This is a genomic window from Marinactinospora endophytica (assembly GCF_054780875.1).
Window position 1 is genome coordinate 111,696 of the sequence record NZ_BAAGVM010000002.1, and the last position, 15,375, is coordinate 127,070.

16 protein-coding genes are annotated in these 15,375 nt (G+C 71.7%); 5 read left to right on the forward strand and 11 right to left on the reverse strand.

Annotated elements, in window-relative coordinates; genetic code table 11:
• Positions 1–257: 257 nt before the first annotated feature.
• The 8 genes from ACYVHU_RS04340 to ACYVHU_RS04375 all read right to left on the reverse strand — a co-directional run bounded on the left by ACYVHU_RS04340 (position 258) and on the right by ACYVHU_RS04375 (position 7,046).
• Positions 258–677 (reverse strand): Rv3654c family TadE-like protein, encoded by a 420-nt coding sequence (locus tag ACYVHU_RS04340; RefSeq protein WP_078763566.1) that lies wholly within the window; start codon positions 675–677, stop codon positions 258–260.
• Positions 674–1,066, reverse strand: coding sequence for a TadE family type IV pilus minor pilin (locus tag ACYVHU_RS04345; RefSeq protein ID WP_235001142.1), 393 nt, complete (start codon positions 1,064–1,066; stop codon positions 674–676). The genes ACYVHU_RS04340 and ACYVHU_RS04345 overlap by 4 nt, the downstream gene beginning before the upstream one ends.
• Before the next feature lies 1 nt (position 1,067).
• Positions 1,068–1,484: a DUF4244 domain-containing protein gene (locus ACYVHU_RS04350; RefSeq protein ID WP_432937955.1), complete on the reverse strand. Its 417-nt coding sequence runs from the start codon at positions 1,482–1,484 to the stop codon at positions 1,068–1,070.
• Positions 1,406–2,161 (reverse strand): type II secretion system F family protein, encoded by a 756-nt coding sequence (locus ACYVHU_RS04355; protein ID WP_432937958.1) that lies wholly within the window; start codon positions 2,159–2,161, stop codon positions 1,406–1,408. The genes ACYVHU_RS04350 and ACYVHU_RS04355 overlap by 79 nt, the downstream gene beginning before the upstream one ends.
• Positions 2,162–2,288: 127 nt before the next feature.
• Entirely contained in the window at positions 2,289–3,032 is a 744-nt protein-coding gene (locus tag ACYVHU_RS04360; protein ID WP_432937960.1) for a type II secretion system F family protein, read from the reverse strand.
• Between the two features lie 5 nt (positions 3,033–3,037).
• Positions 3,038–4,246 carry a TadA family conjugal transfer-associated ATPase gene (locus ACYVHU_RS04365; protein ID WP_432937963.1) on the reverse strand — a complete coding sequence of 403 codons (1,209 nt, stop codon included), beginning with the start codon at positions 4,244–4,246 and terminating at the stop codon, positions 3,038–3,040.
• Between the two features lie 131 nt (positions 4,247–4,377).
• Positions 4,378–5,493 (reverse strand): septum site-determining protein Ssd, encoded by a 1,116-nt coding sequence (ssd, locus tag ACYVHU_RS04370; RefSeq protein ID WP_078763561.1) that lies wholly within the window; start codon positions 5,491–5,493, stop codon positions 4,378–4,380.
• Between the two features lie 743 nt (positions 5,494–6,236).
• Complete coding sequence (locus ACYVHU_RS04375) at positions 6,237–7,046, reverse strand: Fic family protein (protein WP_078763560.1); 810 nt, start codon at positions 7,044–7,046, stop codon at positions 6,237–6,239.
• A gap of 199 nt (positions 7,047–7,245) precedes the next feature.
• Between ACYVHU_RS04375 and ACYVHU_RS04380 the strand changes: the two genes are divergently transcribed.
• From ACYVHU_RS04380 to ACYVHU_RS04400, 5 genes are all read left to right on the forward strand, one after another.
• Positions 7,246–7,680, forward strand: a complete 435-nt coding sequence (locus ACYVHU_RS04380; RefSeq protein WP_235001141.1) for a phage holin family protein — start codon at positions 7,246–7,248, stop codon at positions 7,678–7,680.
• Between the two features lie 31 nt (positions 7,681–7,711).
• Positions 7,712–8,638 carry an alpha/beta fold hydrolase gene (locus ACYVHU_RS04385; protein ID WP_078763559.1) on the forward strand — a complete coding sequence of 309 codons (927 nt, stop codon included), beginning with the start codon at positions 7,712–7,714 and terminating at the stop codon, positions 8,636–8,638.
• Positions 8,639–8,739: 101 nt separating this feature from the next.
• Positions 8,740–9,126 carry a DUF309 domain-containing protein gene (locus tag ACYVHU_RS04390; protein ID WP_327309144.1) on the forward strand — a complete coding sequence of 129 codons (387 nt, stop codon included), beginning with the start codon at positions 8,740–8,742 and terminating at the stop codon, positions 9,124–9,126.
• Between the two features lie 537 nt (positions 9,127–9,663).
• Complete coding sequence (locus ACYVHU_RS04395) at positions 9,664–12,009, forward strand: sodium-translocating pyrophosphatase (protein ID WP_432941597.1); 2,346 nt, start codon at positions 9,664–9,666, stop codon at positions 12,007–12,009.
• A gap of 182 nt (positions 12,010–12,191) precedes the next feature.
• Positions 12,192–12,671, forward strand: a complete 480-nt coding sequence (locus ACYVHU_RS04400) for a SixA phosphatase family protein (protein ID WP_078763556.1) — start codon at positions 12,192–12,194, stop codon at positions 12,669–12,671.
• Positions 12,672–12,705: 34 nt separating this feature from the next.
• On the opposite strand, the gene serB is transcribed toward ACYVHU_RS04400, so the two are convergent.
• The 3 genes from serB to ACYVHU_RS04415 form a co-directional block, all read right to left on the reverse strand.
• Positions 12,706–13,926, reverse strand: coding sequence for a phosphoserine phosphatase SerB (gene serB, locus ACYVHU_RS04405; protein ID WP_498947583.1), 1,221 nt, complete (start codon positions 13,924–13,926; stop codon positions 12,706–12,708).
• A 111-nt stretch (positions 13,927–14,037) separates the two neighbouring features.
• Positions 14,038–14,655 carry a DUF1707 SHOCT-like domain-containing protein gene (locus ACYVHU_RS04410; RefSeq protein WP_078763555.1) on the reverse strand — a complete coding sequence of 206 codons (618 nt, stop codon included), beginning with the start codon at positions 14,653–14,655 and terminating at the stop codon, positions 14,038–14,040.
• A gap of 47 nt (positions 14,656–14,702) precedes the next feature.
• Positions 14,703–15,332 (reverse strand): DUF1707 SHOCT-like domain-containing protein, encoded by a 630-nt coding sequence (locus ACYVHU_RS04415; protein WP_078763554.1) that lies wholly within the window; start codon positions 15,330–15,332, stop codon positions 14,703–14,705.
• Positions 15,333–15,375: the final 43 nt, after the last annotated feature.

Here is a 15,375-nt window from a genome sequence, read left to right on the forward strand (position 1 = left end):
GCTGTCGCCGGACGTGCCTGGATGGACGCGGGGGTGATGGAGACGCGGGCTCGGGGCGGGCGCTTCCCGCGGTGACGAGGCGGCCGTGCCGGGGCCGACGGGGTACACGATGCCGGAGTCGGTGCGAGACGGCGGACGGACCGGTAAGGGATCGGCCTGTTCGGGAAAGGCGGAGAAGGCACAGCAGGCGATCGTGAGGCCGAAGACGAGAGCCGTGGTCCGCAGGAGAGACGGAGGGGCCACGGTGGAGTCCAGAGTCATGGATCTCCTTTTGGGGGTGACGGGACCTCGGGAGTCGTCGAAGAGATGACGGGGCCGGCCCGGGCGTGCGCCGTGGCGTGCGTTGAGAACAGGGGGAGGGGGAATTCGACGTGGACGTCGACGACCAACCCGTCCAGTGCGCAGGCGGCGACGCGCGCCCCGTTCGCGCCGGCGACGCTGTCGGCGGCGGCACAGGAGGGGCCGTGGCCCTGATGGGCGTGGCGTGCGGCTGCCAGAGCGGCGAGGTCGGCCGCTGAGGCGGCCCTGTGATGGCCCACGCGGACTCCGGTGACGACTATGGCGGCCAGGGTGGCGAACCAGATGACCAGACACAGGGCGATGACCCAGACGGTGCCCGAGCCGGTGTCGTCCTGGAGGGGAGCGGCCGGGGTTCGGCCCGGTGCCGGCGGGGTCATGATCGGGGCTCCAGGGGGGTGGCGGCGTCGCCCCGCACGATGAACGGAAGCCGCGGGCCGGAGCCCAGGCGGACCGGCGCGCTGACGCTGACGCGCGCGTAGCCGCCGTCGACACTGAGCCGGATGTCGGCGGTTTCGGGGGCCGCGCCGGAGGCGAGGGCGTGTGCGGAGGCGCTGGAGTCGCCACGGGCGAGGGCGCGGGCCCCGATTCGCGCGGCGTCCACGCACATGATGTGGGCGGCCACCGTTGCGACGGAGGCCAGGGCGATTCCGAGAAGGAGGGCCAGTCCGGGCAGGGCCGTGGCGATCTCGGCGGTCACCAGCCCCTCGTCGCTGTCGGGCCGGAAGGCGGGACGGGGAACGGGGAGAAGGACCGTGGGACGGGGCACCCTATCCCCCCACCTGGCGCAGCGCGGTGGTGACCATGTCGGTGAGGACGTCGCGCACGCGGGAGCCGGTCAGGATCATATAGAGCACGGCGGCGAAGGCGCAGGCGGCGACGGTGCCCAGCGCGTATTCGGCGGTGGACATGCCGAGCTCGCCGTGACGCCGGGACCGGGAGACGCCGGGGGGACGCCGGGGAGGAGAGGAGAAGCGGGGCAAGGGTTCCTCCGGTGGAGTGAGGGGCGCGCAATCCAGACGAGGACTGGCCTGTGACCAGGATGGGCGGGGAAGGACCGGGCGGGAAAGGCGCGAGTCCTTCCTGTGGATAAAGAGGGACCGGCCGCTCAGGGGATGACCATGGTCGGAACCAGGCCGGCCACGAGGGGGACGACGCCGATGAGCACGAACGCGGGCAGAAAGCACAACCCCAGGGGGAGCACGGATAGGACGCCGACACGCTGACACAGCGTGATCACACGGGATCTGGCGGCGTGACGGCATTCCAGGGAGAAGCGCTCCAGCATGTCGGCGACCGGGGCGCCGGTGCGGGCCGCGCGCGCCAGAGTGCGCCCCAGCGCGGAGAGCTCGGCGGGAGTGTCGATGCCGTGCCAGGCGGCCACGGGGTCGGCGCCGAGCCGTAACCGTTCGGCGACCGCTCGCAGATCGTCCCGGAGGGAACCCGTGGCCGCGGTGGCGGCCGCGTCGAGCGCCTCGGAGGTGGTGACACCGGCTCTGAGGACCGCCGCCAGCAGGTCCACGATGACGGGAAACGCGGAAACGGCACACGTGTCCCGCCGACGGATGCCGGCGGGATCGCCCCGCCCCAGCCGCCACCACACCACCACCGCCGCGACCGCGCCGATGGGGATCCCCCAGGCGAACCCCACCGTCAAGACGAGTGTTACGGCGGGAAGGGAAGCGAGAAGAGCGCGGACGAGGGGACCCGGCCGCCACGGGGAGGCGCCCCCGCCGTGTCGTGAGGGACGGGGCGGCGCCGGCGACAGTGCCGCGAGCCGTCGATCCGACTGGGACCGGCCGCCCCACAGCAGCACGGCGGCGGTGGTCGGACAGACCGCGAACAGGAGCTCCCAGACGGTCATGGCCGGACTCCGGCGAGGACGTCGAGGTCGGGGCCGGGGACGAGGGACGGGATCGTGTGGCGGGGGAGCAGCGGGAGGAGGAGCGATCCCGCCGGCCGATGAGGGGGAGACCACCGATGGCGGCGGTTCATCGGGACTCGATCCAGGCCGTGACCCCACGGGACATCCGGCGGACCCAGTACAGGCCCAAGACGTCGAGACCGAGCCCGCCGCCCAGGCAGACGAGCCCCGCGGGCGTGGTGCAGAGGAACCTCAGCGGGCCTGTTCCCAGCGCGGCGGCCAGGAGCAGACCGGCGACGGGGAGCAGCGAGAGCAGGAGCGCGGTGGTGCGAGGGCCGGCGAGGTGGGCGGAGAGCTCCCGCAGATGGGCCTCGTCCCGGGCGAGGGAGTCGGCCAGGCGGTCCATGACATCGGCCAGGCCGGCCCCGGTGTCGTAGGCGACCCGCCAGCAGGACGCGACATGCCGCATCCCGGCGAACCCCGGTAGTTCCGCAACGCGCGACAGCGCAGGGACAGGGTCGTCTCCACCGCGCAGGGCGGCGACGACCCTACCGAGGTCGGCGGCGACCGAGGCGTCGAGTTCGTCCACGGCGGAGGCCAGCGCGTCGGAGGGGCCACGGCCGCCTCGAAGCTCGGCGGCCGTGGCCCGGCACAGGTCGATGGCGGCCCTGCGCCGGCGTGCGCGGTCGCGGTCGAGGACCGCGTTCGCCCACCCATGTGGTCGTTGCCAGAAGGAACCCGGGGGTAAGGGGGCGTTGCCGATGATCCGGCGCAGCCGGACGGCACTGGGGGAAGGGAGGGCGCACAGCACCGTCCAGCCGGCGGTTCCCAGGACGAGCAGTGATTCGGGGGAGAACGGGAGAACCGGCACGGGGATCATCCCTCTCCCCGGGGAGGGGACCACAGACCGGCCAGGCGGGTGGTGAGGTCGGTGACGCCGGCGTGCGCGCGCACACCGCCCTCGGCCGGGAACTCGATCGCGGGCACGGTGTGGACGAGGCCGGTAGGGTCGCGACGCAACACGTGCAGCTCGGTGACACGGCGGACGCCGTCGGGGAATCGGGCGAGGTGGATGATGAGTGTCCTGGTGGCGCAGAGCTGGCTGTGGACGGCCTGGCGGCTCATCCCCGCCGCGCATCCGAGCGCCTCGACGCGGGCCGGTACGTCGGCGGCCGCGTTGGCGTGGAGGGTGCCGCATCCCCCCTCGTGGCCGGTGTTGAGGGCCGCGAGCAGGTCCACGACCTCGGCTCCGCGGACCTCGCCGACGACGAGTCGGTCGGGACGCATGCGCAGCGCCTGACGAACGAGCTGGTGGAGATCGACGCCACCGGTTCCCTCGATGTTGGGAGGCCGGGCCTGGAGCCGTACCACGTGGGGATGCTCGGGGCGCAGCTCAGCGGAGTCCTCGACGAGGAGAAGCCGCTCGTCGTGCCGGGTCAGGGACAACAGGGCGGACAGCAACGTGGTCTTGCCGCTGCCGGTGCCGCCACAGACGAGGAACGCGGCTTTCGCCGCCACCACGGCTTGGAGCAGGTGCGCTCCTGCAGCGGGGAGTGTTCCCGAGGAGACGAGCTCGTCCATGGAGAAGACCCGGTGCCGGGGCAGGCGCAGGGAGACACAGGTGCCCTCGGGCGCGATGGGGGCGAGCACCGCGTGGAGCCGGGCGCCGTTGGGGAGACGGGCGTCCACCCATGGCGCGGCGGAGTCGAGGCGCCGTCCCGCCTGGGCCGCGAGTCGTTGGGCGAGCTGGCGGACCGCGCCGTCGTCGCGGAAGCGGATCTGCGGAACCCGGCGCAGGCCGCCGCCATCGTCGACCCACACCTGATCGGGGCCGTTCACCAGGATGTCGGTGATGCCGGGGTTGTTGAGGAGCGGATCGAGGGGGCCGGCACCGGTGAGGTCGGCCCGGAGCACCCGGACGATCGAGAGGAGTTCGGAATCGCCGAGCACACCCCCCTCGGCACGGAGCGCGGCGGCCACCCGGGCCGGAGTGGGATCGACGCGGTCGCGGATGAGCCGGGCGCGGACCGCGTCGAGGAGACCGGGGGAGAGGTGGGGCTGTCGGGGGGAGATCACCGTGTTCATGGGGTGGGCGTGGAGGATGGGCGCCGAACGGGAAGCGGCGCGGGCCGGAGGTCGGGAGGAGGGCAGGACATGGGGGTCCCTTCTCGAGGTCTCCTCGGGGAGGAGGGCGGCCTGTGTCGGGAACGTCGAGGTCAGGAGCGAGAACAGATATCCCGGACGACCGCGTCACCGAATGCGGCCAGCGGCGAACGGGGACCGGTCGCGGGAGGGGCGCCCTTGGCCAGGGTGGCCGAGAGCCGTGGTTCGTCGGTGAGCGAGCCGGCGAGCGGGAGATCGAGGGAGAGGGAGAGCGTGTCCGCGGTGAGGGTGGCCGGGGAGGCGCCGCGCACGACCAGCCCGAGATCGGTGACGCGTTCGCGGAGCAACGGGAGCAGGCGCGCGGCCGCGATCGTCGCGTGGACGTCGGCCGGCACCACGAGAAGGGCGCGGGTGGTGCGCCGTAACACCTCGTCGGTCGCGGGATCGAACGCGCGGGGGAGATCGGCGATGACGAGGTCGGCGCCGCGTAGCGCGGTGGCCACAACGGCCTGCATCGCGACGGCCGGAACGGGGGAGGGGCGGCCACGCCCCCAGGCGAGGAGCGCGATCCCGCGCGCCGATGGCAGGGAGTCGCGCAGAGCGGGCCAGTTGAGCCGTCCCCGGCGCGCGGCGAGGTCGGGCCATCGGGCTCCGGGCGCGTCCTCATGGCCGAGGAGCAGGTCCAGCCCGCCGCCGAGGGGATCGGCGTCGAGCAGCACGGTCTGCTTCCCCGCCCGGCGCGCGGCGAGGGCGAGGGCGACGGCGAGCAGGCTCGCGCCCGCGCCACCCCGTCCGCCGATGACGGAGATGAGCGGGGCGCACCGTGGACCGCCGTCGGCGGCGTCGGCGAACAGGTCCACGAGCCGGGACTCGTGGTCGGGTAGGGACATGACCTCGTGGGCGCCGACGCGCAGCGCCTGGCTCCACACCTGGTCGCCGCCGGACGGGGCGCGCGCGGGCGCGGGCAGCACGACGACGGCGTTGGGATGGCGATCGGGGAGGGCCGCGGCGAGGGGAGCGAGCAGGTCGGCGCCGATCACGACGAGCGGTGCCGTGGACCACGCGCGTTCGGCATGGTTCACGGAGTGGGCGACGGTGACCTCGACGTCGGCCGCGGCGGCCAGGCGCAGCAGGTCGTCCAGGAGCGCGGGATGGTCGGTGACGAGCAGTGGCCGGGGCTCGGCGGGCCGGGCGGGGGGACGGGGAGCGGGGCGGGGATCGATGTCCATGACGGCCTTCCGTGCGGGGACTCCCCTCCACGGTGCGGGTGGGGAGGCCGTCACGGAAAGCGGAGACATCGACCTGTGGAAAACCGGAGGCGGGGAAAAGCGACGGCCCCCGCCGGGGGGAGCGCGGGGGCCGTCTCACGGCCCGGCCCCGGGGGGGAGAGCCGGATCCGTATCCGGAGGAGATCGTCGAGTGGCGACGGTGGGCGCACACGCCCGTGCCGGTCGCCCGTAACGGCGTATCGCGCCCGTGCCGCCACCGTGGTGCCCGGGGGAAGGTCGGGCACCTTCGGGGAAGGCGACACGCACGCGATGCGCGTAACAAATCTAATACGCAACGTTACCACGGCATTTTGCATCCTGGTCCGGGAATGGTCGGACGAGGCCCTTTTCAAGTGGGGGGAAGAAGCGTAGAAAGGAAGGAGGAGGTGGGCTTGTCCCACTGGGCACTGACACCGGGTACCCACGCGTCACCAAGCCGCGGGAGGCTCGTCCAGGCCAGGTTTCACCTGGTCGGACAACACCACAATGCACGCTTGCTAGCCCGGAAGCGAAGTGCCGTGGCGGCGCCCCGTTTCAGCCGTGGAGCCGGCGGGGCGCCGTCCGTCTTTTCCGGTGCCGGGAAAGGCGGCTTCGGGTGATATGGCGGAAAATTCGCCTAAGTGAGTCAGGTCATCGGGCCGGACCGCCCCGTCGGGGAACGCCCCCGATCGGAGGAGTGACGCCGGACACGGCGGGAGGCGGGTTCACCCCCGTTTGAGCGCCTCGCAGGTCGCCAACGAGTCGCGGGCGCCGGCCGCCACCGCACCGGCACAGTGGATGATCCAGGACGCCAGCCCTTCGGGACGACCACTCACGTAGCCGCGTAGCGCCTCGCCGTACTCCTCGCGCAACTCAGCGTGTCCCAGCTCCGAGGAGACCAGCGACTTGGGATCCAGGCCGCGTTCGACCAACGTCAACCGCTCGGCGGCCCGGGCCACGAGCCCGTCACCCCAGCCGAACGGACGCAACGCCATCAGCTCGCCGTGCACGATCGAGCTCACCACGAGGGCCGGGACCGAGGCGCGGGCCGCCAGGACTGTTCCCAGGGCCTCGATCCGCTCACCGACCTGTCCGGGGGCGGGCGCCGGGCCCAGACCGAAGGGGTCGCCGGCCTCCTCACCCGCCAGCCTCGGCCGGCCGAGCGCCTCGGCCGGTACGGCGTCGGCGCCGGCGAGCACGTGCAACCGGGCCAGGACCTGCCGGGGGGCCTTGCGCCAGGTCTCGACCAGCCCGCCGAGCTCGCCGGAGATGCGCAGCGCCCCCTTGACCCGGGGGTCCTCGACGTCCCCGGCGCGTACCTGTTCCAAGGCCACGTCCGCGCCCTCGAGCGCCGCGGAGGCGTGCGCGCCGCGCAGCGCCGACTCCAGGGAGACGTCGGCGCTGCGACGCCGCAGCACCCGATGGCCGAGAAGTCGGTCGACGAGTGCCCGGGCCTCCTGCACGGCCTCGTCGACACCGGGAAGTTCCGCGATCCGGACCAGCGGATCGGCTGACACAGCATTCACGTTGGTCACCCTACGCGCCGACGGCCGACGGCCTCCCCCGCGGCCCCGGCCCCGACGGTGGCCGTCCGGGTCCGGCCGTGTACCGCCCGCGCAGGTGGGGATGCCGGGCAGCCGATTACCGCGGCGCCGCCGTGGCGTCGAGGGTTTGAGCGAGGGGATATGTGCAAGGATGCGGAAGACGTTTGTCCGACTGAAGGGAGCCACCTCGATGCCCGAGACCCAGACGGGTGGCCAGGAACCGGGGGACCTCGACGCCGCCGAGCGCTCGCTGGGCGAGCTCGTCTCCGACGCCGGTGACAACATCTCCCGCTTGGTGCGCCTCGAACTGGAACTCGCGAAGCTGGAGATCGCCAGCGACGCGCGCAAGGTCGCCAAGAGTTCCGGGCTGTTCGTCGTCGCCGCGGTGCTGGGCCATCTGGTCCTCATCCTGGTGTCCATCACCATCGCGCTCGGGTTGGCCGCGCTCGGGCTCCAGCCCTGGCTCGCGTTCCTCATCGTCACGGTGTTCTACCTGCTGGTCGCCGGGGTCCTGGCGTTCGTGGGGGTCCGCTATCTCAGGCGGTTGCAGGGCACCCCGCGCACCAGCGCCACGATGACGAGGACCATGGCCGTGCTGCGGCGCGATCCGTCGGCCGGCAGGTAACCCGCCGCGGCGGGGCGATCGAGGGGGCGGGGTGTCCGACGAGTCGGTGGTCCTGGTCGACGGACCGTGGGAGCACCGGACGGTCAGCGCCGCCGGGACGCGGTTCCACGTCGCGGAGGCCGGCGAGGGGCCGCTGGTCCTGCTGTTGCACGGGTTTCCGCAGTTCTGGTGGTCCTGGCACCACCAGCTCACCGCGTTGGCGGAGGGCGGTTACCGGGCGGTGGCGGTCGATCTGCGCGGATACGGGGCCAGTGACAAGCCGCCACGCGGCTACGACCTGATCAACCTGGCCTCGGACACGGCCAGCCTGATCAGGGCGCTCGGCGAGCCGAGCGCGATCGTCGCGGGGCACGCCACGGGGGGCCTGCTGGCCTGGACGATGGGGGTGTACTTCCCGAGGTCGGTGCGCCGGCTGGCGGTGGTGTCGATGCCGCATCCTCTGCGGTTGCGCGCCGAGGTCCTGTCGGGGGTACAGGGCTGGCACGGACGGCACTTCTTCGGCTTCCAGGTGCCGATGCTTCCGGAGCGGCGACTGGTGGCCGATGACGCGGCGCTCGTCGGCAGGATGCTGCGCGCCTGGTCCCGCCCCGGCTGGCCGGACCCGCGGACGGAGCGGCTGTGTCGGGAGGCGTTCGGAATTCCCGGGGTGGCGCACTGCTCGCTGGAGTACCACCGTTGGCTGTTCCGCTCGCAGTTCCGTCCGGACGGGTACCGTTTCATGCGCCGGATGGCCCGTCCGATCGGGGTGCCGACGCTTCAGATCCACGGCAGGGGGGACCCGTTGCTGCCCGCGGCGACGGCTCGCGGGTCCGGCCGTTACGTCGACGCCCCCTACCGTTGGCGGCTGGTCGAGGGGGCCGGGCACTTTCCGCACCAGGAGCGGCCCCAGGTGGTCAACGAGGTGCTCCTGGGGTGGCTGGGCGACAGCGAGCCGGAGAGCCAGGGGGAGCGAAGATGACCGCCGACCGCGATCGCGATTCTGCGGGGCGTGCGCAGAACCAACGGCCGAGGGATCGTTTCGGACGGCCTCTGCCCTATGGCTCCCCCGGTGTGCCGCGGGTGCCCGACGACGCGGTGTTCACGCCGGAGGAGGGGCTGGCCGAGGCTCAGCGTCTGCTGGACGAAGGGTATGCCTTCCACGCGCACGAGGTGCTGGAGGCGGTGTGGAAGGCCGCGCCGGAACCGGAGCGGGAGCTGTGGCGGGGGCTGGCCCAGGTGGCGGTCGGTCTCACCCACGCCCAGCGGGGCAACGTGGCCGGCGCGGTCCGGTTGCTGCGCCGGGGCGCCGAACGGGTGGCGGCCTATGGCGCGCGTGCTCCCTACCGGATCGACGCGCCCGGTGTCGCGGCGCACGGGCGCGCGGTGGCGGATCACATCGCCGCGGATCCGGAGACATCGGTCGATCCCGCTCGACTGCGGTTGACCCTTACTCGCGATGTGGTGTAGTCCACATTTCCTCGAACGTGTGGCCGGACGGCCGTGATCCTGGTCTGCTGTAGGGGCGCTCTCGTCTTCGTTCCACGCCGCCCGGCCTCGAGGCCGGGCGGCGTGGCGGAGCGATAGAGGTTATCGCCATCTTTCTCCTTTATGTTCCCTTTATCACTATTGTCACCTTAATCATTTTAAGTGACAAATGTAAATAAAGGACATTTATACCGATAATTGTCGGACTCTTTAGATCACCGAGTGATCACATATCCCCTGTGTGGCGTGGAAAATGGCGTCAGGCCCTCACTTTTTGCGACGGTGGTGCGTAGAATCCCGGCACACTGGTGCCGCCGTGCGCGGTGACACCAGTTGGCTGTTTCCGTAAGTGGTGGCACCCACACGACCCTGCACCGTGTGCCGTCGGGTCACCTTCGGTGCCCAGCTCCGGACGGCGGCACGCGAAAGCGCGGGGCGCGATGTGCCCGTCTCAAGGAGGACGGATTGTCTGGGCTCAACCTGGCCGCCGACGGCGGCACGGCACTGGTCCTGGACGGCATGAACCTCACACTGGTCATGGTGGTCCTGGTGGTGGCGCTGCTCGCGCTCGCCGTCGCCGGGATGCTCGTGCGTGAGGTTCTGGCCGCAGGCCAGGGGACCGAGCGGATGCAGGGCATCGCGCTCGCGGTCCAAGAGGGGGCGGCGGCGTATCTCAAACGCCAGTTCCGCACCCTGATCGTTTTCGTCATCGCCATTCCCATCCTTCTCCTCTTCCTGCCGGCGGATTCCGAATGGGTCCGTTACGGTCGTTCGCTCTTCTTCGCGCTGGGTGCCGTTTTCTCTGCCCTGACCGGATTCATCGGAATGTGGCTTGCGGTGCGGGGAAATGTCAGGGTCGCCGCGGCGGCGCGTGAGGGCGGTGAACACGCGGCCATGCGGATCGCGTTCCGCACCGGTGGCGTCGCCGGAATGTTCACGGTCGGGCTCGGACTGCTCGGCGCGGCGATCGTGGTACTCGTCTACCGGGGCGACGCGCCGATCGTGCTCGAGGGCTTCGGGTTCGGTGCCGCGCTGCTCGCGATGTTCATGCGCGTGGGCGGGGGCATCTTCACCAAGGCGGCCGACGTCGGCGCCGACCTTGTCGGCAAGGTCGAGCAGGGCATCCCCGAGGACGACCCGCGCAACGCGGCCACCATCGCCGACAACGTGGGCGACAACGTCGGCGACTGCGCGGGCATGGCCGCCGACCTGTTCGAGTCCTACGCCGTGGTGCTCGTCGCCTCGCTGATCCTCGGCCGGGTCGCCTTCGGCGTCGAGGGGCTGGTCTTCCCCCTCCTCGTCCCGATGATCGGTGTCATCACCGCGGTGATCGGCATCTTCGTCGTCGCGCCCCGCGCCAGGGACAAGAACGCCATGGCTGCGATCAACCGGGGTTTCTTCATCTCCGCGATCATCTCGGCCGTCCTGGTGGTCGTCACGGCGTTCCTCTACCTGCCGACGAGCTTCGCCGGCCTGGAGGGCGTCGGGCCGCAGATCGCGGCGCTGGAGGGCAACCCCCGTTACATCGCGATCGGCGCGGTGCTCATCGGCCTGGTGCTGGCCGCCGCGATCCAGCTGCTGACCGGATACTTCACCGAGACCAACCGCCGGCCGGTGCGTGAGATCGGGGAGAGTTCGGAGACCGGCGCGGCCACCGTCATCCTGTCCGGGATCTCGGTGGGCCTGGAGTCCGCGGTCTACTCCGCGCTGCTCATCGCCGGCGCGGTCTACAGCGCCTTCCTCCTCGGCGGCGGGGACATCACGACCAGCCTGTTCGCGGTCGCGCTCGCCGGTACCGGCCTGCTCACCACGGTCGGCGTGATCGTCGCGATGGACACCTTCGGTCCCGTGGCCGACAACGCCCAGGGCATCGCGGAGATGTCCGGCGATGTCACGGGTGCCGGAGCCGACGTCCTCACGAGCCTGGACGCTGTCGGCAACACGACCAAGGCCATCACCAAGGGGATCGCGATCGCCACCGCCGTGCTCGCCGCGACCGCGTTGTTCGGGGCCTTCCGGACCTCGGTCGAGGGCGCGCTCGGTCCGCAGGCCGACACGTTCAGCCTCTCCATCGACCGCCCGAACGTGCTGGTCGGTGTCATCATCGGGGCCTCCGTGGTGTTCCTCTTCTCCGGCCTGGCGGTCATGGCCGTGGGGCGCGCCGCCGGACGGGTGGTGCAGGAGGTGCGCGAGCAGTTCCGCACCCGGCCGGGGATCATGGACGGAACGGAGAAGCCCGAGTACGGGCGCGTGGTCGACATCTGCACCCGCGACTCGCTCCGCGAGCTCATCACCCCGGGCCTGCTCGCGGTGATGACGCCGATCGCCGTCGGCTTCGCCCTCGGCTACGCCTCGCTGGGGGCCTTCCTCGGCGGGGCGATCGCGGCCGGCGCGCTCATGGCGGTCTTCCTCGCCAACTCCGGCGGCGCGTGGGACAACGCCAAGAAGCTGGTCGAGGACGGACACCACGGGGGCAAGGGGTCGGAGTCCCACGCGGCCACCGTCATCGGCGACACGGTGGGGGACCCGTTCAAGGACACCGCGGGGCCGGCGATCAACCCGCTGTTGAAGGTGATGAACCTGGTGGCGTTGATCATCGCGCCCAGTGTGGTGATCTACGCCGACAACGTGGTGCTGCGCGTCGTCGCCACCACGGTGGCGGTCGTCGTCATCGTCGGCGCGATCGTCTGGTCCAAGCGCCGTCCGGCGACCGAGACGCCGGGGACGCCGGTGCCCGACGCCCGTGATGGTTCGCCGGCGGTGGACGCGCCCGCGGCGTCGTACGGCGCGGGGGCGGCCGTCGGCGACACCGCGCCCAGGGAACGCGAGGAGGCCGGCGTGAGCGAGCGGTGCGCCGACGACTGATCGTCCCGTCCGCGCGGATGGCGCCCCGCTCCCGACAGGGGCGGGGCGCCACCTGCATACGGCCCCTGATGGGGACGTGGCAGACTGGCAACCATGTCCGGAATGAAAGGGCTCGCCGTCATCGTGGGGGCCATGCTGCTGTTCCTGGCCGCGCTGTCGGTCGTGGCCACCCTGCTGTCGCCGTGAACGGGCGTCTGGTCATCCTGCGCCACGCGCAGGCCGAGCCCGCGCTGGGCGGCCCAGACGCCGACCGCCCCCTCACCGCCGTGGGACGCTCCCAGGCCGAGGCCGTGGGGGCGGCGCTCGCCCGTGAGGGGCTCCTGCCCGACCAGGTCATCTGCTCCACCGCGCGGCGTACCCGCCAGACGTGGGAGCTCGTGGCCCGGCACCTTGCCGCGCGGCCGGAGACCGACTACTCGGACGCCGCCTACGGCGCCGGACTCGATGACGTGTTCGGCCTGATCAACCTCGTCGATCCCGCTGTCGGGACGCTGCTGTACGTCGGGCACAATCCCACGGCCGGGATGCTCGCCTCGGCCTTCATGGAGGAGGGGCCGGTCCCCTTTCCCCCGGCGTCCGTCGCGGTGGTCGACCTCGAAGTGGAGTGGCTCTACGCGGCGCCCGGCACCGGGACCGGGCGGATCCTGCCGGCCGTTCGGTGACCGGGGCCGGGCGCCGCACCCCGCTTCGGGGACCTCAGAGGCCGAGGTCGGCCGCCTCGATCTCCTCGCGCGAGACGCCCAACAGGAAGACGACCGTGTCCAGGTAGGGCACGTTCACCGAGGTGTCGGCCTGTTCGCGTACCACCGGCTTGGCGTTGAACGCCACGCCCAGCCCGGCCGCCTGGAGCATGTCGAGGTCGTTGGCGCCGTCGCCGATGGCGACGGTCTGGGAGAGCGGAACACCGGCCTCGGCAGCGAAGCGCTCCAACGCGATGGCCTTGCCCTTGCGGTCGATGATGGGACCGACCAGTTCGCCGGTGAGCCGCCCGTCCACGATCTCCAACGTGTTGGCCGCGGAGTAGTCGATGCCCAGGCGTTCCACGAGGGCGTCGGTGACCTGGGTGAACCCGCCACTGACGATCGCGCACTCATAGCCCAGCCGCTTGAGCGTGCGGATCAGCGTCCGGGCCCCCGGGGTCAGCACGATCCGGTCGCGGACGTCGTCGATGACGGAGGCGTCGAGGCCTTCCAGGAGGGCGACCCGGCGCCGCAGCGACTCCTCGAAGTCGAGCTCGCCGCGCATCGCCTCCTCGGTCACGCGGGCGACCTCTTCGGCGCAGCCGGCGTGTTCGGCGAGGAGCTCGATGACCTCGCCCTGGATCAGGGTGGAGTCGACGTCCATGACGACCAGGTGCTTCGCGCGCCGGTGCAGACCGGCCGGCTGCACGGCCACGTCGATCGACTGGGTGGCCGCCTCCAAGGCGAGGTCGGCGCGCAGCCGCTCGGGCTCGGCCCCCGAGACGACCAGTTCGATGGAGGTCACGGGGTAGCTGGCGAGACGCTCGATGCGGTCGATGTTGGCCCCCGCGCGCGCCACGCACGACGCGATGGCGCCCAGCGCGCCCGGCCGGAGCGGGTCGGCGAGGACGGTCACGTGCAACCGTCCCTGGGGAAGCGCGCCGACGCGGCCGTTGTCGCCGCCGTCGGCGAACTCCACGTCCATGCCCAGGTCGATGGCCGTCTTCTCGACGGCCGAGCGGACCTCGGCGAACGCTCGTTCGTGGCTGACACCGGGGGCGACGCGCTCGTCGATGGCCAGCAGCGCGGCGAGGACGAGGCGGCCGCCGATGACGACCTGTTCCAGGTCGGCCAGGGTCACGGGAAAGACCGACAGGGTGCTCAGCAGCCGGGCGCTCACACCGGGACGGTCGTGCCCGGTCACGGTCACCAGCAGCGTGGAGTTCGCAAGAGTCATGGCTCTACCACGGTACTGGGGGCCTTGTGGGACGTGGGCGTCAGGTGGGTGAACAATCGCCCCGGGAATCGTCTCCCGACGACCAGGACGGGGCCGGCGAGTGCCGGCCGGTCACCGCGCCTTTTTCTTCTTCGGTTTCTTCACCCGGACGTCGATGCCGCCGAACAGGCAGGTCCCGGTCAGCCGGATCGTGGGCGAGTTGGGGTCGGTCATGGTGTCGACCCCGTTCATGCTGGTGCCGCCGAAGATGGCGGTGGTGGAGTTGATCACCCGGACACCGGGGGGAACGATGATGTCGAGCCCGCCGAAGATCACGGCGCACTGGATCACCACCTCGCGTCGGCTCAGCACGGCCTCGCGCAGGTCGAGGTCGATGCCGCCGAAGAGGACCGAGGCGTTGGTGTGGGGTTCGACCAGCCAGCGGCCCTTGCGGTCGGCCCCGCCGAAGACGGCGATGATGTTCTCCCGCCCCTGTCCGCCGGCCGCGATCCGGTGGGCCTCCTCGGAGGAGACGGACAGTCCGGTGGGCTCGTCGGTGGACGGGACACCGGCGGCCGGGAGGTCGGCGGTGATGGGGACGAGGTCGCCGAGGGTTTTGGAGCGGTACAGCGCGTCGATGCGTTCGGAGTGCTCCTCGGGGGTGAGCCGCCCCTCAGCCAGTGCTTCGCGGAGCCGGTCGGCGACCCGGTCACGGTCGGCATCCGAGGCACGGATGTGGTCGGGCTCCATCGCGGTGCTTCCTCCTGGCTGGTCAACGGGTCCGTGTGTGATCAAGATTACTTCTTGGCTTCGCGGGAGCGGGTGCGTACGCTGACACCGCCGAACATGCACAGCCCGGTGAGAAGGACGACGGGGGCGTCCGGGGCGGCCGGGTTGTCCAGCTCGGCCGTGCTGACGCCGCCGAACAAGGCGGAGACCCTCGAGCGCACCCGTACCCCTGGCGGGACGGTGAGCGTGAGCCCGCCGAAGATCACGGCGCACTGGATGACGACCTCGGATTGGCTCAGCACGGCCTCGCGCAGGTCGAGGTCGACGCCGCCGAAGAGGACCGAGGCGTTGGTGCGTGGTTCGACGAGCCAGCGCTCCTTGCGTTCGGCCGCGCCGAACACGGCGACGATGTTCTCCGAGCCGACACTGGAGGCGAGCAGGTTCGGGTCGGCGCCGACGAGGTTCGGGGCGGGCGCGCTGGGACGCGCGCCCCCGGGCAGGTCGGCGGTCAACGGCGCGAGTTCGCCGATGGTCTTGGCCGCGTAGACGGCCTCCAGCCGCTCACCGTGCTCGTCGTGGTCGAGACGGCCTTCGGCCAGGGCCTCTCCCAGCAGCGCGGCGACACGGTCGCGGTCGGCATCCGACGCGCGCAACGATCCTGGGTCGGGGAGGGGAGCCGGGGTGTGAGGGTTCGCCATGATTCTCAGTATCGGTTCGTCTGGTCGGGCCCGGGATCCGGAG

Coding starts and splice junctions, on each gene's coding strand:
- ACYVHU_RS04340 (WP_078763566.1), bottom strand. CDS start 677: ATGACCCCGCCGGCACCGGGCCGAACCCCGGCCGCTCCCCTCCAGGAC.
- ACYVHU_RS04355 (WP_432937958.1), bottom strand. CDS start 2,161: ATGACCGTCTGGGAGCTCCTGTTCGCGGTCTGTCCGACCACCGCCGCC.
- ACYVHU_RS04365 (WP_432937963.1), bottom strand. CDS start 4,246: ATGAACACGGTGATCTCCCCCCGACAGCCCCACCTCTCCCCCGGTCTC.
- ssd (WP_078763561.1), bottom strand. CDS start 5,493: ATGGACATCGATCCCCGCCCCGCTCCCCGTCCCCCCGCCCGGCCCGCC.
- ACYVHU_RS04380 (WP_235001141.1), top strand. CDS start 7,246: ATGCCCGAGACCCAGACGGGTGGCCAGGAACCGGGGGACCTCGACGCC.
- ACYVHU_RS04395 (WP_432941597.1), top strand. CDS start 9,664: ATGAACCTCACACTGGTCATGGTGGTCCTGGTGGTGGCGCTGCTCGCG.
- serB (WP_498947583.1), bottom strand. CDS start 13,926: ATGACTCTTGCGAACTCCACGCTGCTGGTGACCGTGACCGGGCACGAC.
- ACYVHU_RS04410 (WP_078763555.1), bottom strand. CDS start 14,655: ATGGAGCCCGACCACATCCGTGCCTCGGATGCCGACCGTGACCGGGTC.
- ACYVHU_RS04415 (WP_078763554.1), bottom strand. CDS start 15,332: ATGGCGAACCCTCACACCCCGGCTCCCCTCCCCGACCCAGGATCGTTG.